Source organism: Paenibacillus alginolyticus DSM 5050 = NBRC 15375, assembly GCF_000422905.1.
Taxonomy (GTDB): domain Bacteria; phylum Bacillota; class Bacilli; order Paenibacillales; family NBRC-103111; genus Paenibacillus_E; species Paenibacillus_E alginolyticus.
Genome location: NZ_KE383949.1, coordinates 86,783 through 106,294, shown reverse-complemented (window position 1 = coordinate 106,294; position 19,512 = coordinate 86,783). Strand labels below are relative to the sequence as shown.

At 45.6% G+C, this 19,512-nt stretch carries 16 protein-coding genes; 8 read left to right on the top strand and 8 right to left on the bottom strand.

The genetic code is table 11. The features are described 5' to 3' along the window. Positions 1 to 33: 33 nt before the first annotated feature. Together G519_RS0139715 and G519_RS0139710 are read right to left on the bottom strand one after the other, a co-directional pair. Complete coding sequence (locus G519_RS0139715) at positions 34 to 957, bottom strand: Gfo/Idh/MocA family protein (protein WP_029199255.1); 924 nt, start codon at positions 955 to 957, stop codon at positions 34 to 36. Then, positions 954 to 2,237 carry an MFS transporter gene (locus G519_RS0139710; protein ID WP_307720129.1) on the bottom strand — a complete coding sequence of 428 codons (1,284 nt, stop codon included), beginning with the start codon at positions 2,235 to 2,237 and terminating at the stop codon, positions 954 to 956. The genes G519_RS0139715 and G519_RS0139710 overlap by 4 nt, the downstream gene beginning before the upstream one ends. A 125-nt stretch (positions 2,238 to 2,362) precedes the next feature. On the opposite strand from G519_RS0139710, the gene G519_RS0139705 reads away from it, so the two are divergent. Further along, positions 2,363 to 2,920, top strand: coding sequence for a hypothetical protein (locus G519_RS0139705; RefSeq protein WP_029199253.1), 558 nt, complete (start codon positions 2,363 to 2,365; stop codon positions 2,918 to 2,920). A 355-nt stretch (positions 2,921 to 3,275) separates the two neighbouring features. Here the strand turns inward: G519_RS0139705 and G519_RS0139700 are convergent, their stop codons facing one another. Together G519_RS0139700 and G519_RS0139695 are read right to left on the bottom strand one after the other, a co-directional pair. Further along, entirely contained in the window at positions 3,276 to 4,784 is a 1,509-nt protein-coding gene (locus tag G519_RS0139700) for a leucyl aminopeptidase (RefSeq protein WP_051254161.1), read from the bottom strand. Positions 4,785 to 4,967: 183 nt separating this feature from the next. After that, positions 4,968 to 5,981 carry an aldo/keto reductase gene (locus tag G519_RS0139695; RefSeq protein ID WP_029199251.1) on the bottom strand — a complete coding sequence of 338 codons (1,014 nt, stop codon included), beginning with the start codon at positions 5,979 to 5,981 and terminating at the stop codon, positions 4,968 to 4,970. Positions 5,982 to 6,215: 234 nt separating this feature from the next. On the opposite strand from G519_RS0139695, the gene G519_RS0139690 reads away from it, so the two are divergent. Further along, positions 6,216 to 7,367 (top strand): PepSY-associated TM helix domain-containing protein, encoded by a 1,152-nt coding sequence (locus G519_RS0139690; RefSeq protein WP_029199250.1) that lies wholly within the window; start codon positions 6,216 to 6,218, stop codon positions 7,365 to 7,367. A gap of 93 nt (positions 7,368 to 7,460) precedes the next feature. On the opposite strand, the gene G519_RS48330 is transcribed toward G519_RS0139690, so the two are convergent. Together G519_RS48330 and sigI are read right to left on the bottom strand one after the other, a co-directional pair. After that, the gene (locus G519_RS48330; protein ID WP_051254159.1) at positions 7,461 to 8,855 is read right to left on the bottom strand and encodes an anti-sigma factor domain-containing protein; all 1,395 of its coding nucleotides are present in this window, start codon (positions 8,853 to 8,855) and stop codon (positions 7,461 to 7,463) included. Positions 8,856 to 8,884: 29 nt separating this feature from the next. Continuing rightward, a complete protein-coding gene (gene sigI / locus G519_RS0139680; protein ID WP_029199249.1) occupies positions 8,885 to 9,664 on the bottom strand; it encodes an RNA polymerase sigma factor SigI in 780 nt (259 codons plus the stop codon). 197 nt (positions 9,665 to 9,861) lie between these two features. Here sigI and G519_RS48325 point away from each other — a divergent pair, with 197 nt between their 5' ends. Next, positions 9,862 to 10,503 (top strand): helix-turn-helix domain-containing protein, encoded by a 642-nt coding sequence (locus G519_RS48325; protein ID WP_051254157.1) that lies wholly within the window; start codon positions 9,862 to 9,864, stop codon positions 10,501 to 10,503. On the opposite strand, the gene G519_RS0139670 is transcribed toward G519_RS48325, so the two are convergent. Continuing rightward, on the bottom strand, positions 10,474 to 11,103 hold the full coding sequence (locus G519_RS0139670; protein WP_029199248.1) for a hypothetical protein: 630 nt from the start codon (positions 11,101 to 11,103) through the stop codon (positions 10,474 to 10,476). The two genes, G519_RS48325 and G519_RS0139670, sit on opposite strands and share 30 nt — an antisense overlap. 179 nt (positions 11,104 to 11,282) lie before the next feature. Between G519_RS0139670 and G519_RS0139665 the strand changes: the two genes are divergently transcribed. After that, entirely contained in the window at positions 11,283 to 12,056 is a 774-nt protein-coding gene (locus tag G519_RS0139665; protein WP_029199247.1) for a LytR/AlgR family response regulator transcription factor, read from the top strand. 395 nt (positions 12,057 to 12,451) lie between these two features. Here G519_RS0139665 and G519_RS0139660 read toward each other — a convergent pair whose 3' ends face one another. Next, positions 12,452 to 12,874 (bottom strand): hypothetical protein, encoded by a 423-nt coding sequence (locus G519_RS0139660; RefSeq protein ID WP_029199246.1) that lies wholly within the window; start codon positions 12,872 to 12,874, stop codon positions 12,452 to 12,454. Between the two features lie 215 nt (positions 12,875 to 13,089). Here G519_RS0139660 and G519_RS0139655 point away from each other — a divergent pair, with 215 nt between their 5' ends. From G519_RS0139655 to G519_RS0139640, 4 genes are all read left to right on the top strand, one after another. Then, positions 13,090 to 13,596 (top strand): DUF4912 domain-containing protein, encoded by a 507-nt coding sequence (locus G519_RS0139655; protein ID WP_029199245.1) that lies wholly within the window; start codon positions 13,090 to 13,092, stop codon positions 13,594 to 13,596. 9 nt (positions 13,597 to 13,605) lie between these two features. Continuing rightward, a complete protein-coding gene (locus G519_RS46915) occupies positions 13,606 to 16,440 on the top strand; it encodes a 1,4-alpha-glucan branching protein domain-containing protein (RefSeq protein ID WP_051254155.1) in 2,835 nt (944 codons plus the stop codon). A 304-nt stretch (positions 16,441 to 16,744) separates the two neighbouring features. Beyond that, positions 16,745 to 19,159: a sugar phosphate nucleotidyltransferase gene (locus tag G519_RS0139645; protein ID WP_029199244.1), complete on the top strand. Its 2,415-nt coding sequence runs from the start codon at positions 16,745 to 16,747 to the stop codon at positions 19,157 to 19,159. Positions 19,160 to 19,225: 66 nt separating this feature from the next. Next, positions 19,226 to 19,438: a hypothetical protein gene (locus G519_RS0139640; RefSeq protein ID WP_052228876.1), complete on the top strand. Its 213-nt coding sequence runs from the start codon at positions 19,226 to 19,228 to the stop codon at positions 19,436 to 19,438. Positions 19,439 to 19,512: the final 74 nt, after the last annotated feature.

Here is a 19,512-nt window from a genome sequence, read left to right as displayed (position 1 = left end):
TGATATGCCCCTTCTACCCTTTTCTGTACCTGTCTATACAGACAATCGTTCCACTAATTGATGTGACTCCAGGACAAGGTCTCCACGGATGCTGCAGGCATTCGGATTGTCCAAGCTGTTCAGGAAATGCTGAACAACACCAGCAAAGCCCCTTCTTTCAAGCACCGTGTCCCAGCTGCCGAAGGATCGCACGCGTGGCGCGGCACCTTTTTCATAAAAGACTGCTGACTCCAGGTTCGTTACTTCTACCGATCGGCCGCTGCCGTGCAGCTCCACTTTTTCTAAATCAACACCAGCAAGTCTAACCATACTGTAATTGCCTAGGGAAGAGCCGAATGCCAACGTCCCTGACGCGTGGAGCAGTTTGCCTGCTTCATCGACTTGCTGGTTGTATGTACTCACTTCATACGGGCTCTCTCCAAGCCATAGCAATAGGTCCAGCATGTGAATCAGGTCATCATACAATGTCTCTTTGGCGCTATGACCTTGCAACTTGATACGGTGCTTGACGGTTGAACACCAATCAAAGCCACCTGCTTCCTGCAGCCATTGCTTAGCCTCCATATAGAGGGGAGCAAACCTGCGGTTAAACCCTGCTGCCAGCAAAACACCTTTTTGCTCCGCATAAGAAGCCATCTGGGCGGACTGTGCCCAATCATAGGACAACGGTTTATCTACATAAACAGCTACACCCTCTTCTATACTTTTCATAGCTATATCGTAATGGGTAGATGTCGGACTATGGACGAAAACAGCATCCAGCCCTTGTGCAATAAGCTCATCTAAGTTTGTTGTCCCGTAAGGAATGCGATACTTTGCCTTCATCCGTTCTACCGTCGCCTGGGTTGAGCTCATGATGCCTACGATATCCACCTGCTCGTTGACCGATAAAAGAGGCAGATACACTTTTTGTGCGATATCACCTAGACCAATTAATCCAATTCTTTTCTTAGTCATAATGCTTCACTCCTCATTTGTTTTCCCAGCACCATACGTCCAACCAACAGGCCAAGTACAAGTAAAACAGCGCCAACCACCGTAGAAACACCATATATTTGCACCCACATCGGGGCATCCGTAATCAGTGCATATACTTTTCCGCCAAAAATAGGTCCCAAGAAAGCGGCAAAGCCAGTGATAGCCGAATAAGTAGCAATATACATCGGACGTTCGCTCTTTGGTGTGTCGCCAATCGTAAACGTGAACACCATCTGATTAAACCCACCCAGCCCAACGCCAAGAACGATATGAACCGCATACAGAACAACAACGGCTGGAATGAAAGCAATCGCTCCCCATAATAAACAAGCTAGCGCAATGATCGGTAAGGACCACAGCAGCAAGGTTTGAGCCGAGTAACGCACATTCAGATTGCCCCATACGTAGTAACTGGCCATCATAACCACGGTGTGAACGACCGTAATTAACGAGACAGTTTCATAATTAATTTTCATCAGCTTGAGCATGACATATGAGAAGAGCGGCACGGTCACCCCTTGCACGAATAAAAATACAGCCAAAAAGAGAATCGCTTTAAGAAACGCGCGATCCTTCAACGGCTTCCCAATCATCCCTACCGGATTCGATGCCGTAGATGGCTCGAAGGGCGGATTCGGATATAAACCGAAGGCTAATATATTCAAGACCACACAAACGCTGCATATGATAAATAAATAGTTAAAGCCTTGCCCGCCTGGATATCGATCTAATATTTGTCCGCCAATGAAAAGAGCCAGAGAACTTACCCCGCCTAATATCGTGTTGCGAAGTCCAAAATATCGACCTCGAACCGGACCCGGCACCGCATCGCTAATCAGTGAGGTCCAAACGATTCCACCCGCGGCATTTCCCAGATGAGCAGCCGTATAAAGCACAATATACATCACAACCCACAGATCTTTAGGAAATAAAAAAGGGATCAAGCCCACAGATGTCCAGAGCAATCGGTGTGAGGAAGCAAATATGAGCAGCATCCGTTTGCGGTTTCTGAATTTTTGCATGACCACAGCCATCCCAATTTGAATGATATTGACGACGGTTGTTATGGCCAACACCAAACCAATTTCGGTTGAAGTCGCTCCTAAATAAAGCAAGTAACCCGTTAGAAACGGACCGCCAAGGAGCTGAAAAATAATAACCGCCGGGAACCCCTCCAATGTTGCGATTAGCAAACTTCTTCGGTAGGAGGATACTTTTTTTCTGGGTTTTCGTAAAAAACCCGCAATCTTCATCGCCATACTCGCCTCCTGCTGTAATTCTTATGATGAATGACTGATCTTAAAGTTTACAAACTATAGAGCGCTTATGTTAAAATAGGACTGACTACCTAATCTACCATGTCAGGCGGGATCACCCAACTATTATGAAACCAAAACATTTTGGTCTTATCACAAGCTCATTACTCTTTTTGACTTTCATTGTACTCTCTCTCATGTTCCAGTCAACCATTTATTTGTATATCGCCAGCGTATGTCCGCTTCTCATTGTTCCTTTCCTTCCCGATATTCGATCCAGTCAGTACATTAAGCCGAATCAAGCTAAAGGTGCTGTAAGATTGATTACAATGGAGAACATGGACAAGACGGATTCTGATTTTCTTGTTATCTTGTTTGAGCCGGGGTATGTCAGATGGAAGCGTGGGAAACTCTTTTTCAACATGGATGATGTCATGAAAGATGTCTATATCAAGCCAGATCCCCTCGCCGCTACAATGACGGTGTTAAAATATGATCTTTTTCTACGTCGGAACAAGAAAAATTGGATCGGCATTTCCTTAACGCAGCTTGAACAGCGCACCGAGCATCTCTCTTATACGACAAATGAAATCAACCGTCTAGTCCTTCGGATTTCCGATGTGAATGAATTGCTTCAGAAGCCTGTTAATCAGCCAGCTTCAGCTGGACAAAGTATCGGCGCGTAGAAAGATTAAAAAAATCACCCTGCCTTGCGTTATTACGTCATTCAACCTTCGTGGTTGGATGACAGTAACTCGATGGCGGGTGATTTTTTTTTGAGTTTGATAGATAAACCCCGGTAAGCTCTAGACTGAGGGGAGCTTTTGTACGTTTATGTTAGTGATACTTCCCAATTAAGAGTCTCCAAAGGCTGTTATTTAGTGAAAATCGTGTGAAAACCTCCAAATAAGAGTCTTTAGAGACTTCTATCCTCATCAGATGATGCCGATTTCTTCCATTCTTCTGTAGATTAGAGCCTTTAGGGGCTTCTATTTGCTGCAAGCAAGCTTATTTGAGACAAATAAGAGCTCCTAAAGACTGCTATTTATGTTCGTTCCCACACAAATAAGTCGCTAAAGTACGAACCATGACACCTGTTGCACCTTTAGGTTCGATGCCTTTGGCCGACCATAACCAAGCCGTGCCGCCTGTATCCAGATGGATCCAAGGCGTTTCTTCGGCGAAGAAGCCGATGAACAGACCAGCTGTAATGGCCCCTGCCCAGCGATCGGATGAAGTCGCATTCTTAATATCGGCGACATCACTTTTCAGCATGGCGCGATACTCCGGATAGTTTGGCAGCTGCCATACTTTTTCACCAGCCGTCGAAGCTGCTTGGAGCAGTGGTTTCAGAAACTCGTCATCGTTCGTAACAGCGCCAGTCGCTACATCAGCGAAACAGATTAAGATGGCTCCTGTTAGTGTCGCGACATCAATCAGACGATTCGCTCCCAGCTGCTTGGCGTAGGTCAAGCCATCGGCCAAAATAATGCGGCCTTCCGCATCTGTATTCAACACTTCCACGGAATGTCCGCTAAGCATTGTCACGATATCACCAGGACGATAGGCAGAGCCAGACGTCATGTTCTCTGCCGCAGGGATAACCACGACCAGGTTCACCTTCGGCTTCAGCTGACCGATGACATGCATGGCACCGAGCAGTGTAGCGGCTCCGCCCATATCGCTGATCATTTCTTCCATGCCATCGGGCTTCTTCATCGAGATCCCGCCAGTATCGAAGGTCACACCCTTGCCGACAAGGCCCAGCACGTCGGCGGAGTCCGGATCACCCTTATACTGCAGGGTGATCATGCGCGGAGGGTTGACGCTGCCTGCGCCAACCGCGGTAAGACCGCCCATCCCGCGGGCGGCAATCTCGTGCTCGTCCAGCACTTCGCAGTCGAAGCCGTAGTGCTGGGCGAGCCGAACGGCTTCCTCTGCGATGGAAGCCGGAATGAGCCTATTGCCCGGGAGGTTCGTGAGATCCCGGGCATAGTTCGTGCCCTCCGCAACCGCCTCAGCGGCAGCGATCGCCCCCTCCAGAAGCGCTGCATCCGCAGCCGCTTCTGTGAGCAGTACCGCCTGACGCAGCTCCGCGCGCGCAGGCTCGTTCTTGCGGTACGCCGCGATGCGGTACGTACCGAGGAGCAGCCCTTCGGTCAGCGCCGAGGCGGCTGACCGGCTGTCGAACCCGCTTGGCAGCTTCAGCGCCAAGCGTTCGAACTGCAGCGCGAGCGCCTTGCGCGCTGCGAACACCGCGGCTGCGCGCAGCGTATCGCGTGACGCTGCGGGGCCGAGCCCCGCAACGAACACGTACGCGTACGGCAGCAGCCCGTGGGTCGGCAGCGCCTCGAGCTCACCTGAGGCGCCCGTGAATAGGCCCTTTGCGCGCATGCGCTCAAGGGCCTGATCGAGCTGCGGTAGTCCCAGGACAGCGTCCTGACGCAGCTCAGCTTCACTTAGGCAGACAAGAATTGCGTCTGCCCCCGTTTCATTATCAATCAACGACGTAAATACGCCCGTTGTTACATCCGTAATTTTATCAAACATAAATACTTCTCCTTACCTTCAAGTAATTTCTGTAGTTTCCGTAGTTTCTGTTTCTGTTTCTGTTTCTGTTTCTGTTTCTGTTTCTGTTTCTGTTTCTGTTTCTGTTTCTGTTTCTGTTTCTGTTTCTGTTTCTGTTTCTGTTTCTGTTTCTGTAGTATCTATAATTTCTATCGTTCTCTCAAATTAATAATAAGATGCGGCCTTCTGCACCACCGACTGCATCGGCAGCTGGTAAGGGCACTTCTCTTCGCAAAGCGGTTTCTCTTTGCATGGATCATGGTCTGCACAGCCTATTATTCTATCCTTTTGTCTTTGGAAAAATCCGTCACCCTTCGGCAGCAACCCGAATTTCTCTCTAAATCTACTTGCAATCATCACATCCGGAATTGAGATTTCGAGCGGACAAGAACAATAATTGCAGCGTCTGCAATCATGTTGACCCAGCTCTATCGCCAATTGCTCCAGTTCCTGGCGCTCCTCGGCTCCTACTTCTTGCTCCTGTGCAGCCAAGTTTTCTTGCACTTCTTTGACACTCACCATCCCAGAAATCGTCACATGCACGTCTTGACTGTACGGATAGCGGATGGCACGATCAACCGGTTGAATGAATCCGCCGGACAAAGGCTTCATCGCCACTTTCATTAAATCCATCTCAGTCGCTTTTGGGATCAGCTCATCCAGTGCAAACGGCTGTGCCAAATTGAGATGAAACAAAATCTGCGAAAATTGCCCTTTGGCGATCCATTTCGCAAGTAAATCCGGGCGATGTCCGGAAATGCCGATAAATCGCACTTTCCCTTCCCGTTGTGCCTCAAGAGCAGCTTCATAGGCGCCGCCAATATCCATTGCTTTCTTAAACTCACTCACATAGTTCACGTAGTGAATTTGCAGTAAATCTACATGGTCTGTTTTCATACGAACCAAGCTTCGCTCAATCTCTGCTTTCGCCGTCTCGTAATCACGTGCCCCTGTCTTCGTCGCTAAGAAATATTCCTGTCTGCGATGGGAGATGCACTCGCCGATAATTTCCTCGCTGTTCCGGTAGGCTGCTGCCGTATCGATATAATTAATGCCGTGATCCAAGGCGTAATTCAATGCTTCTCTTGCCTGCTCTAGAGGTACACCTGGAAGATTCATAGCACCAAATCCAAGTGATGAAACGTTGTAGCCGGATTTACCGAAAGTCGAATATCTCAAGCCAAAATCTCCTTCCAACTAAGAAAATCAATCATAATTGCGGTTACAACTATTGTAATACAACTCGGTCCTAGTTTCCATGAAGCAGGCAATTGTAAACGCTGTCACAATATTCAATGATAGAAATCTGTAGTTGAACGGCTATAAATGTGTTGACAATGAAACTGATAATCATTATCATTACAAACAGATTCATGATTATGATAATCATTCTCAGTTATGGAAGGGGCCATTATGCGTAAATTATTGTTACAAATTCATCTTTGGATAAGTTTAATACTAGGCTTATTCATTGTTGTCATCTGTACGACAGGCAGTCTGCTTGTCATCGAAAATGATGTAGAGAAATGGATGCATCCACAACTTTATCAGCCTACATCGGGATTACAAGATGTTCAGCATAGTGCGGAGCAAGCTTTTCCAGGGTTCAAAATGGATCGTATCGAGCTTTCGACAGAAGATGGTCTTTATCAGGTGAGACTATCCAAGGACGTGAATGGCAAAGTATCTACTCAAAATGTTTACGTTGATCCAGGTTCCGCCCATGTACTTGGGCCTGTAGGACCTAATCGAAATGTCTTCTTTACGAAGGTTCTGCAAATACATCGTTATCTACTTGCCCAGGATGTACTTGGCAAAGCTAATGCTTCCATTGTCGTCGGCTTCATGGGTATCGGTCTCATCATCATTCTAGTCACTGGTGCTTATCTATGGTGGCCTGGCCTTCGCAAATTCGCTCTTGGCTTCCGAATTATTCGAAACAAAGGTAAGCTTGCCCTCAATTTAGGACTACATAAAACAGTTGGTATCATAACCATTCCTTTCCTTCTCGTCTTCGCTCTTACAGGTACGGCATATCAACTTGATAAATATGTGCTTGGATGGTTCGGATTGTCGACCAAAATCGAAGCAGCTGCCTCTTGGAGCAAAACAACAAAGATGAACGGTTCACCACTTTCTCTTGACACCATCGTTCAAAAAGCGCAAGAACGTTTTCCTAACCACAAGCTGGTACGAGTTCAACTGCCCACAAAGCCTGATCAAACTTATCAGTTAGCGATGAAAGAAGGGTATAGTCCGAGTGGTACCAGCAATGTTACCGTCTATGAAGACCCTTATACGGGTGAAATTTTAGGTAAAACCAACCCGAATGCTCCAATGGCATTTTATAGTGCTTGGAAAAGGGGCTTGCATTTCGCAGCATGGGGCGGTACACCCGTAAGAATCGGAAGCTTCCTGATGGGCATGATGCCCTTGTTCCTCATGATTACCGGCTTGGTCATTTGGCAATTCAAAGCTAAAGCTCGCCGCAGAAGTAGAAGCTCTTCCCGCATCAAGGAATCTCCTCCAACAACCATGGTTCCTTCGATGAGCCCTGCCGAATAAAACATACACAAACACCCTAGACAAGTCTTCACATATAAGTGAAGTATGCCTAGGGTGATATATTATGTACTTATTCTATTCTATTAACTTCTACTAATCCCTATTATCATCGTGATTGTTTGAATCTTTGTTCCGATCGCTCCAGCTCCAAGGAAAAATGGTGCTTCTATCATTTTCTGATTTGGGTTTCTGCGTTTGCTTGTCAGATGACTTATCCGTCGGTTTGCTTGAGCTTGTTGGCTTACTGGAAGGCTTTACAGTAGGCTTTGGCGTTGATGTCTCTCTAGGCTTTGAGGATGATTCATTCTTTGAATCATCCCCATTACCATCACCCGAGCGGCTCGGCTTTGGCGTTGGTTTGTTGTCATTATTACGATCATTGCCGTTTTTATTGTCGTTCTTGTTATCGTTCTTGTTGTCGCTCTTGTTATCGTTCTTATTGTCGCTCTTGTTATCGTTCTTATTGTCGTTCTTGTCATTTTTATTATTATTGTCGTTCCTGTTGTCGTTCCTGTCATTTTTCGGAGTAGGTGTCGGTGTTGGTTTCACCGTAGCCTTGCCATTATTGCCATTCTTACTATTGTTATTTTTATCGTTCTTATCGTTGTTCTTGTCTTCGGCCGATTTCTCTTCCTGAATTTGCTGAATCTTCTCGCTGAGCTTTCCGGATTTTTCATCTGCGATTAGCCTTTGCAGAGACGATTTATCGATCGGCTTATCCGGTTTTACCAATTTATCAATTCCGCCGTTATCCTTCGCGAGTTGATGAATCGACACCGTCTTGATGTCGTCGAGAGATACTTTCGCACCATTGTCTACCGCATTCAAATATATCGCGTACTTCCCGGCTGATACACCGTTGGCCTTCGCCTCTTGTCTTACTTCTTGAGGGGCGGCGAACGCGGTCACTTCATAATTCTTCACTTGATCCGGATGCGATTGCTCTATATGCTTATTAACCTGAGCTTTCAGCTTCGTAGCAATGGCTTGATCATCCACATCCGTTTTTTGTCCAACAATCGTAGAGCTGATGATGATATCTCCTTCACCTCTAGCAAGCGCTCCCTGCTCGGCTTTGTCTAAAATATCAGATGTGACAGCTTCTAATGACTTCCCCTTATAGACTAACGTTTTAATTAAGTCATTGCCATCTGAATTTAATCCAGTTAAATCCTGAACAATTTCATCATTATCAATTCCTATTTCAACACTAGGATTGATATCTATCGTTACGTAGGCAACCACTTGGCCTCCTGGTGCGGTCCCAGTCAACGTTGATACCAAGACAAAACATAGTACAATTGCGGCCGCCAGTCCTGATGCAATAGCTATTTGCGGTACACGCATTCGCCGCTTCACAGGCGCGTACAGTATCTCTTCCCCAACTTCACAATTCCGCGTTCCCCTCGGAAGCTTATCGAACCGACCCTCTGGATTCATGACAATAATGGAGCTGTCGCTTATTTCCATTACGATTCCCTTGTTCATGCGCTGTTCTTCCTTTCTTTATGCTTTCCTCATTCTCGAATATGCAAATAATCTCGCAAGTAAGGGTAGGGTCCGTTAAAAATGAGAGCTATCGCAATCAAATACTTACGGTTTCTCTCCAAAGTTTTTCTGGAAACCTGAACTTGCTCCAGCAGCTCTTTAATCGGCAGCTGCCGTTTCGTCAGAAGAGTACGCATAAGCTCTGCATCCTGTGCTAGCGTGCGGCCGATACCGAACAGCATTTGCCGGGAATCGTCGTGTTTAGGGGATGCTTCTGTCAATTCAGAGAAATCGATATCAAAATCACTTAAACATCGGCTAAAATCCATAATTTCACTTCGCCGCTCTTCAAGTCCCTTTTGCTTTTCATAAGCTTCAATCGCTTGATGAACCTCAATTGGATTGAGTAGGTTATCTTCATCATCTTCTTGATCGAACGAGCTGTAAGGAATCTGACCTTTGAAACGCTGTTCTTTACGTAAGAAATCAATTAATCTTCTCCGTATGACCGTTTCTGCAAAGCCTAAGAAAGACCTTCCCATAACGGAAGAATATTGATTAATCGCTTCATTAAACGCTGCTAATGCGATACTAAATTCGTCATCTCGTGCAGGGTCGATATATCGCTTGCAAAACCTACTTGTAACTTTAGCCACATAAGGCTGGTAGTCAGCAATAAATTGGTTCCTAAGTCTTAGGTCTCCTGCTTGTATTTGATGTATGGTTACCTCAAGGGAAGAGGCATGCGGTTCACTTTGTCCCTGGGGTTCCTTCTTTCCAAGGAACTTTTTGAATAGTACCAGTAGCACCGTTCCACCTCACAGTATAGTAGTTTCGTCCCTATGTATAACAATTCGGGGGGTACAATTATATGCAATCACAAATAAAAAGTAAATTTATTATACCATAGATGTCCAATTGGGCACCTAATGGCAAATTAAACCTCATGTAAGGTTTCATTTTAACCTTGAATCCTTTACAATTAAAGGCATGGGAGGTGTTTCATTTGGAACCCGGCAATCACTTTGGCAAGTTTCTCGAGACGTTACGAGGTAAATTGTCCTTGCGGAAAGTTGCAAGTAAAAGCGGCTTGTCTCATGCCTATATTAGGGATCTAGAGCTCGGACGTAATCGTACCACGAATGATGTCATCAAGCCATCCCCTGACACCTTGAGAAAGCTATCACAAGCATACCAATATCCTTACACCGATTTACTAATAAAAGCAGGATATTTAGAAGAAGCCTCGTCTTCGGAAGCTTCTTTTCAAATCCGTCTAGATCATGTCTGGTACGTTGAGTTTGGTATCAAATCGATTCAATATGTTACACCTGATGGCATCATGGAAGAGAATGTAGAATCTCTTGTGGCGTTTACGAGTTTCATAGAAGCATTAACGGATCACCAATTTGTGAAATTGGACATGCATCTATTCGTTAATCTGAACAAAATAAAAAAGTATGCCCCCTTGGAAGGCAAACTTTATTTTAATGATTATGAAGTGGGTCCTAGTGTCACCATCGCCGCTTTGCCGCAAAAGAAATATCACCAGACTCTTCTTGACTATGAGGCTCGCAATACAGGGTTTGTTGTGGAAGCTGAATCTAACCCCCAGCATTCATCTTTGAAAGCCAAGTTCCTTACCTAACATGACATAGACGAAAAGAACCGTTGCCATACTTAACATTTGGATCGGCATCAGCGCGCTTAACACGCTATCCGGATAGGAATGACGGTATGTGATTCCTATAATAACAACAACGATGAAGAGATAGAAGCCTGCATTTTCCTTAGTTAGCGGTATTCTCGTATAATTCGAGAGAAAAGTAAATCCGAGCCGAAGCTTATGAATGGCAAGAAGAACGCCGCATTTCACCATAACGGTCAAAAGTAATATCAAAATAGACGTTAATGAGTCATCCTGGACGACTGTATACGCAGCGAGATCGGTTAAATCACAACAAAAGAGGACAATCGTAGATACGATGACCGATAGAATACACCCGGATAATGCTATGATTAAAGTCGGTACAAGGCTAAATTTCCAAACCGCCATAAGCAGTGTACAAATAATACAAACGTATAATAAAGGCCAATTATCGAAATAGGCGACCATCGTTCCTGCGAGCGCAGCGAGCGTTATTTGTATCCAATATGGTTTCACTCTTTGTCTGAATAGCAGCAATGCAAACAAAATCATAGGAACAAAATCAATACAGGTTAGGATAAATTTCACCCATGTAAACAAATACACGTTCCCTCATTTCTATGCCTGCTCTTAAGCAGCCTACCTATTAGAATCCACACTTAGAACTATACAAGATAACCGTTCTTTTGCCTTCAAAGTGGACTAAGTTGGCTGTTTCTGAGCATAAGGTGACAGGATGCAAAGGGCCATAGGTGAGAGGATTGGAGTGCGATGAACGTATGGGACACCGTTTCACAGTGGCCATCGTGGAAGATAACTATTGGGCAGGCAAATTACTCGAAAGTTATTGCCAACAATGCGGATTGAAAGTCATCTCTATCATTTCGGAAGGCGAGCAGCTCATACAAGTATACGATCAGCTTCAGCCAGACATTATGCTAGTGGATATAGGATTGGAAGGGAATTTAGATGGCATCACGATGGTTCAATCTTTGCGAAGCGCTGGCTATCAGCAGAAAGTCATTATGGTTAGCGGTACGACGAATATTGACCATGTTTTGACGAGTTTCCATGATCTAGGATCCCTCTACTTTCTGTCCAAGCCAGTGATGCTGCCAAAGTTTCAAGCGGCTATTCGGAAGGCCATTGCGGAGATTCAGCTAGAACGCAGTCAATTGGTAGAAGCACCGAAGCCAAGAACGACAACATGGATTACTGTCAAAAATCAAAAGTCAGAGCTGCCTATATCCGAGGACTCCATCCTCTTCATTGAGAAGGAAGATAAGCGTTTGACCAGAATCCATCTCATGAATGGAGCACATATGGAATCCAGCACGAATTTAACGGATATACTGGCACAGAGCTCCCCCCATATGTTCAGTCCATTCAAAGGTTTTCTGGTCAATTTGCGCCACGTGGTATCATATGTAAAGGAAAGTGGATTCCCTACTTCGAGAAGATTTCTAATTCATTTGAACCATACGCCTGTTAAGGTTCCACTTAGCAGGAATCTACAGAAGGATTTTGCAAAGCTTCTACAGGATCTTCAATAAGCACCGAGTACTTACCATACTAGAGTTAGGGATGTATCTAACAAAAAAAGAAGACTTTATGGGCACATTTTACCGTGACCCTACCGTCTTCTTTTTTATCGAATCTAACTGACACTACCATTATGCTCGCGGAACGTAGAGACTTTATTTTGCTCAAAACCGCGTATTTCCCGTTTTCGCGGAACGAGGATCCGCTATTTCCCGTTTTCGAGGTGTAAAAGCCGTGAAAACACCAAAATAGCGCTCCTACGTTCCGCGTACCAGCTCCGTATTGGCATAATCGCTGAAATAGCGGCTCCTCGTTCCCCGCCAGCCTAGACTAGATTAGAGTAGCAGCATTGAGAAAAAAAATTTTCTGTTTGTCTGTTTGCGACACCTGTCTCGTCAAAAAACCTCTACGTATGCTTGGAGGTTTTTTTATTTTTCAGTTTATCTCGGCGGATACTCAGCATTTTCAATCGTTTCTTAAGCTGATCTTCCCATTCATTATCACCAATCGATTTCGCAACCCCAAGCAGATCAAGGGCCATATCAATTTGACAGCGTACTATATCTAAGGGCTCTTCACCCTCATGGTTGACACAATTATCATGCAAAAGATGATCCTTACCATCTACATATTCCGTAAAATCCACCTCAGGAGCACCGTCTCCGTGCGCATACTCCGCTAGTATCTCGTATTCATTCTCCACCAGATAATGAACTTCAATGCGGTGACAAACCGGGCAAAAAAGAATAGGTACATTGTGAATTTGTGTGCGAATGTGCTTCAAGGTACCTTTTGTTCCAATCATACTGGCTCCACAACAAAAACTCATGGATATCCCTCCCTTAGAGCTTTCCGTAAGGAAAGCTTGCATCGTAAGCATAAACTTTTTAACCCGGATTAGTCCAATATATTCGTCAGAAAAGTGTGAAATTCCTTTTTTTTAGGACAGTTAGATTTTAGCAATCTACGCATATTTTTCTTTGCAAAAGCGCATGCTTTTACAGTGAAAAGGTTGTAAATTGCATTGGAAAAGAGGAATTCACCTTGAAGGCATTACCTATCGCAGGGTTCGAGGTTCCCGATCGATATAACAAGGACATACTCCATCTTATGATCGTGGATGCTCATTCGCTCTATGTATATTGGGAAATCAGCGATAGGCGGAAATGGCTTGTTTCTCAGCATTTTGAATGCGGCTATGAGTCAATGCCCAAAGTGATACGTTTGTACGATGTGACCAGCCTATATTTCAATGGCAGTAATGCACATGGATTCTGGGATGTAACAATGACGTCTGAAGCTAACAATTGGTATCTTCACCATTTAGGTGCAGGCCGTACTTACCTTGTAGATATTGGTACTTACACTTGGGAGCGCGAGTTCATTCCTCTGCTTCGTTCCAATTGTGTCGCTACACCTAAGGATGCCAAAACCAAATGGGGAGAACCGGTGCAAACGGTTGTACCAGAAGCCGAAGCGGAGCGAGTTTACAATCGAATCAAGCCATATTTTTTTGAAAATATACAAGCCTATTCTCCCTATGTGAGGTGACGTTATCTCTTGATCAATCGCATCAAACCGAAGCCAGAGCTCAAGGGATATTTTATTCTCGTGCTGCATGCTCACCTTCCCTATATTCGTCATCAGAATCAGAACAACAACTTGGAAGAACAATGGTTTTACGAAGCCATGACAGAAACGTATTTACCCCTAATTGAAGTCATGAATCGTCTAACGAGTGATAAGATAGATTTCCGCTTAACCTTCTCCATAACCCCGACTATCTTGTCCCTGTTCAGCAATCCATACTTACAGGACAACTATCACGCTTACCTTAGTAGGCTAATTGGGCTAGCAGATAAGGAACAGGCGCGGTTACAAAAAAATCCTTCTTTTCTTCCTCTTGCCGCACATTATGCAGAACGATTCCGTGAGCTTCTTACGCTATATGAAAACTGCAAGGGAAATGTCATTGCAGCATTCAAACACTTTCAAGATTTAGGTCGTATTGAAATTGTTACATCGGCCGCTACGCATGGATTTCTTCCGCTAATGAAAACAGAAGAGGCAATAAAAGCACAGATAATGACCGCAGTTCGGGATTATGAACGTTATTTCGATCAAAAGCCGCGCGGCATCTGGTTACCTGAATGTGGCTATACGCCTGGTATTGACCGCATTTTGAAGCAGGCTGGGATCCACTATTATTTCACTGATTCCACGGCTATCGCTTTCGCTTCACCGCCGCCCGCTCGAGAATTGGCTGCTCCGCTCATGACCCCCTATGGAGTCACTGCCTTTCCTCTCGAACCGGAATCCACCCATCAAGTATGGAATGCCGAGAACGGCTACTCAGGAGACTTCAACTACCGTGAATACTACAGTGACTTCGGGCAGGACACGGGGCTTAAATATTATCGCAACACAGGCAAAGGCAGCCACAAGGAGCCCTATCAACCAGATCTGGCTTTTAAAAAAGCTGCTGAACATGCCGGTCATTTCCTGATAAATCGCCAAAAGCAAGCTGCTCATTGGGAGCGCTGGCTGGATCGCAAGCCCCTCATCGTATCCCCCTATGATGCGGAGCTTTTTGGACATTGGTGGTATGAAGGTCCGCACTTTCTTGAGCAGCTCTGTCGCAACATGTTTCTCGATCAGCAAGCAATTAAAATGATTACACCTAGTGAATATCTTGAGGAATATCCAATAGCTGATGTCGGCAATTTGAACGAATCTAGTTGGGGCCGTAACCACTCCGCCGAAATATGGCTGCAGGGACGTAACGACTGGGTTTATCGTCATCTGCATCAAGCCGAAGAACGTATGATCGAGCTGGCAACAAGACATGAGCATCTCTCTCGCCACGGTAAATTAAGCGCCAGCGTTCTGAAACGAGCTTTGAATCAAGCTGCAAGAGAATTCATGCTAGCTCAGAGCAGTGATTGGGCGTTCATGATGGATGCACAGAGTGACGTCGATCTTGCCATTCGCCGAACGAAGGATCATCTAGGCTGCTTCCACCATCTCTGCGATCAAGTAGACCTGGAACAGATTGACGAAGATCATCTTGCCGATTTAGAAGAGAAAGACAACTGCTTTCCAGCTATCCAATTTCAAGATTACGTAAGCATACAGCGGCTTTCCCCTATCCCTATTCTTCCAAATTTGAAGGAATGGGAAAACGTACTGGAGGAAACCAAGCACCGTCCGAATGTCTTCATGCTGACTTGGGAATACCCGCCCAAACATGTCGGCGGCTTATCAAGAGCAGTCCACGAACTATCGGAAGCTCTTGTCGATCGCGATGAAATCGTGCATATCATCACAACCTCCTATGATGGTGCTCCTTGTTTCGAGAAGATGAATGGCGTTTACGTACATAGGCTCCCTGTTAACCATTCCAGTGATACTCACTTTTACCACTGGACGTTCGAAATGAATCTTGCCATGATCGATCATCTTGTCAGATGGAAAGAAAACGGCGGGCGAATCGACCTTTTGCATGCACATGATTGGATGGTTGCTCATACGGCAAGAGAAATCAAGATCAGCTACAACATCCCTTTAGTAGCCACAATTCATGCAACCGAATGGGGACGAAATCAAGGAAATCTTTACTCCGACTTGCAGCGCAAGATTCATCATTTGGAGTGGCAGCTGACTTACGAGGCTAACCGTGTCTTTGTGTGCAGCTCCTATATGAAAGAGGAAGTAGGGCGTATCTTTAATCTTCCTTTAGATAAAGTGAGTGTACATCCGAATGGTATTCGGACCCCAAAACCAAACACAAAGGCATTAAATCGACCTGATTTCGTAGCAAAAGAAGACAAGGTCATTTTCTTCATTGGAAGACTTGTTTATGAAAAAGGCATTCAAATTTTGCTGGAAGCCCTGCCGAAAATCATGTCACAAGTCCCGCAGGCTAAGCTTATTATCGCTGGCTCTGGACCTATGGAAAGTGAGCTGCGCGCCCAGGCTGCCATTTTTGGAGATCGCGTCATGTTTACCGGCTTTGTGGATGATGCTTATCGCACACAGCTTTATCAATCTACGGATGTTTGTGTCATTCCGAGCTTGTATGAGCCTTTCGGTATCGTTGCGCTGGAAGCCATGGCTAACCGTAAACCTCTGGTCCTCTCCGATACAGGCGGTTTAGCTGAAATTATCAGGCATGGTGTGGACGGCTACAAAGCTCTCCCAGGTCATGTCGATTCATTAGCTTGGCACATTACGGATATGCTGCTGCAGCCAAAACATGCCGCCAAGATGGCAGATAGCGCCTACCAGCTGCTTCAACAGCACTATGAGTGGAGCCATATCGCTCAAAATATCCAAAATGAGTACCAGAAGCTTACCCACTATCAACCTGTCATTCAGGTCAAAGCAACGATTTAACGTTAGTCCCTAGCAACCAGATATTCAGGTCAATGCACCAAGCTGAGCCTTTGCCCCTCATGAATGGGAGGGAACTAGAGGACGCTATTTCTGTCAAAATGCTCATTTTCTTTCGTTGAGGGAACGACGATTCGCTATTTAGCCCAAATAAGGGGAAATTAGCTCTATTTATACGAAATAGCGGCACGTCGTTCCTCAAAGCACAGCATTATGGGGGAAAACATCCAAATAGCGGATTGACGTTCCCTTTGCTAGCAACAATTACGGGAAACCGCTCTTACCAAAACTCTAAGGAGGTACCGCAATGAAGGCTGTCATTATGGCCGGAGGCAAAGGAACGCGTCTTCGTCCCCTTACTTGTCATCTCCCCAAGCCCATGGTGCCTCTTCTCGGTAGGCCCTGCATGGCCTATATCATTGAACTGCTCCAAAATCACGGCATTCAGGACATTGCTGTCACTATGCAATATAAACCTGATGTGATACGCGACTATTTTGGCAATGGGCAAGGTTTTGGCGTCAATCTTCATTACTTTGAAGAGACAAGTCCCTTAGGCACAGCTGGGAGTGTCAAACATGCGCACGAGTTTCTGGACGATACTTTTATTGTAATTAGCGGGGATGCATTAACGGATTTCGATTTGGAGCAAGCACTCGCTTTTCATAAAGAAAAGCAAGCCAAAGCTACGCTAATCCTGACTCGTGTCAGCCATCCTTTGGAATATGGTGTTGTGATCACCAATGAAGAGGGGCAAATTACTCGCTTTCTGGAAAAACCAAGCTGGGGTGAAGTATTCAGTGACACGGTAAATACAGGTATTTATATTTTGGAGCCTGAGATGCTAGACCGCATACCGCTGGGGCAAGAGTTTGATTTCAGCCAGCAGTTTTTCCCTGCCTTGCTCGAAGAAAACCAAGGGCTCTATGGATATATCAGCTCCGGCTATTGGACGGATATCGGCAACCTGCAGCAGTATCGTCAAACCCAGTTTGACATGCTCGATGGGAAAGTGAAGCTCGACATACACGGAACACAGATCCGCCCCGGCGTCTACATCGCAGATGATGTAGAAACAAGTGCTACCGCTCGTGTGATCGGACCCGCTTTCATTGGGAAAGGGAGCAAGCTGGAAGACGAAGTGGAGATAGGCGAATACTGTATCATCGGGCAAAATAATCGACTCTCCAGAGGGAGCAGATTAACGCGAAGCGTACTGTGGGATCACAACCATATTGCTGAGCACAACGAATTGGCCGGTTCCACACTGACGAGTCGGATTATATGCAAAGAGGCATCCTATTTGGGTGATGGCTCCGTTGTCGGCAACCATGTGGTCATCGGTGCGAAAAGCCGCATTGAATCCAACGTGAAAATTTGGCCCCATAAACAAATTCGTGATAAGACCCGGCTTCATACCTCCTATATTTGGGGAGATCATGCAACCAAAACGTTATTCAAAACTAGCGGTGTCAGCGGTATTCCTAATCTCGATTTAACACCGGAATTAGTCGCTAAATTCGCCACAGCATACGGAGCAACCTTGGCCCCTAGCAAAACGCTCATGGTAAGCTGTGCCCCCCATACGTTCACTCGTTTATTAAAGCGTACTCTGACGGCTAGCCTGCAGTCCGTTGGAACACATGTCATTGATTTGGGAGATTGCTTTGCCCCTGCATCTTCCTTTGCTATTCGTCATTTGGGTGCTGCCGGTGGAATCCATCTCGAATGGTCAGGCAAAGAGAATGATGCTTGCAGTCTTCTCTGTCTAGATGCTGAAGGACTGCCTATTCCGAAATCAGCCGAGCGTAAAGTGGAAAACAGCTTTTGGCAAGAAGATTATGGACGGGCCTCTATGAAGCAGATTGGCAGCTACAAAGAGGAAGCCCACTGGTTGCAGACTTATATCCATGCTTTGGCCCAAGAAATCGCATATGAACGGGATTCTCTCTCTGTATCCCCTCTTCGCGTCGTCATTGAAGCGAGTTCTTGGCTGCAGCCTTTCATTGTTCCATTTTTCGAAAAGCTGGGACTTGAAGCTATCCATGTTACATCTACAAGTAGGCAGGATCCGCTTCACGTCTTTATTCCTTTATCTGGTGCGAGTCTGGGTTTACGTCTTCTTGATGATGGACGAACCATGCAGTTACTAACGGAAAAAGGCGAACTCGTAGACAGCGATTTACAAACCGTTTTCCTCTATCTTTGTTACCTGCACTGCCGTCCAGGAGCAACGATTGGGGCTCCCGTCAGTGCACCCCAGCTTCTAGAAAGCATGGCCGAGGGGCTTGGCGGGAAGATCGTCCGTACGAAGGAATGGTCACGAGCCATCATGGAGGTTACACAAGAAGCGAGGATACACCCCTTGTTCGATTCTCTCTTTGCCATTGGCCTGGTGATTCTCCATTTGGAAAGGACCGGCATTCCGCTCTCGGATCTGCTCGCCTTGTTTCCTAGCTTTCATCTTCTTCGTGAACGTGTTGATTGTCCTTGGAATTCCAAAGGGGAGGTTATGCGGAGCATGATGGAGCGGACAAAAGATGTACAAGTGGATCTGATCGATGGAATTAAGTTTTATCATGAGAATGGGTCTGTCCTGCTGCTGCCTGATGCGGATGATCCTGTCTTTCAGCTCGTTGCGCAATCGGCGGATCCTGAGCTTGCTGAGCGGCTTGTACATTCCTATCGCGGACACATTCTAAACGCCCTTGGGTATGCATAATTATGTAGAGATATATCCGATACGTGGATTCCGAAGACCTATGATGAAGGAGAGAGCGGCGTGAATATGATTCCAAGCGTTTCTAGACAAATTGCTTTCGTGCAGTATGACGATCAATCCTCCAGCATGACCGTACAATATCATACCGGTTTCAAAGCATCTTATACCAATGTCAAACAGGATGAATACCTCTTGATATTTTCTTCGGTGAATCGGTACGATTCCTTAATGAGACTTACGGAAAACCGGTACATGGAAGGGCAAAATCCAACCAAGTAAAGGATATACATGTGATCTCCCCCTTGGATATAAGGTGGAGATTTTTCGTTTGTACGGTGCATATGCTACAATGT

Bases quoted from the DNA above. Each gene is read 5' to 3' on its own strand.
- G519_RS0139705 (WP_029199253.1), top strand. From the start codon at position 2,363: ATGAAACCAAAACATTTTGGTCTTATCACAAGCTCATTACTCTTTTTG.
- G519_RS0139700 (WP_051254161.1), bottom strand. From the start codon at position 4,784: ATGTTTGATAAAATTACGGATGTAACAACGGGCGTATTTACGTCGTTG.
- G519_RS0139645 (WP_029199244.1), top strand. From the start codon at position 16,745: ATGAAGGCTGTCATTATGGCCGGAGGCAAAGGAACGCGTCTTCGTCCC.
- G519_RS0139660 (WP_029199246.1), bottom strand. From the start codon at position 12,874: ATGAGTTTTTGTTGTGGAGCCAGTATGATTGGAACAAAAGGTACCTTG.
- G519_RS0139665 (WP_029199247.1), top strand. From the start codon at position 11,283: ATGGGACACCGTTTCACAGTGGCCATCGTGGAAGATAACTATTGGGCA.
- G519_RS0139715 (WP_029199255.1), bottom strand. From the start codon at position 957: ATGACTAAGAAAAGAATTGGATTAATTGGTCTAGGTGATATCGCACAA.
- G519_RS0139640 (WP_052228876.1), top strand. From the start codon at position 19,226: ATGATTCCAAGCGTTTCTAGACAAATTGCTTTCGTGCAGTATGACGAT.
- G519_RS0139690 (WP_029199250.1), top strand. From the start codon at position 6,216: ATGCGTAAATTATTGTTACAAATTCATCTTTGGATAAGTTTAATACTA.
- G519_RS48330 (WP_051254159.1), bottom strand. From the start codon at position 8,855: ATGAACAAGGGAATCGTAATGGAAATAAGCGACAGCTCCATTATTGTC.
- G519_RS0139710 (WP_307720129.1), bottom strand. From the start codon at position 2,237: ATGGCGATGAAGATTGCGGGTTTTTTACGAAAACCCAGAAAAAAAGTA.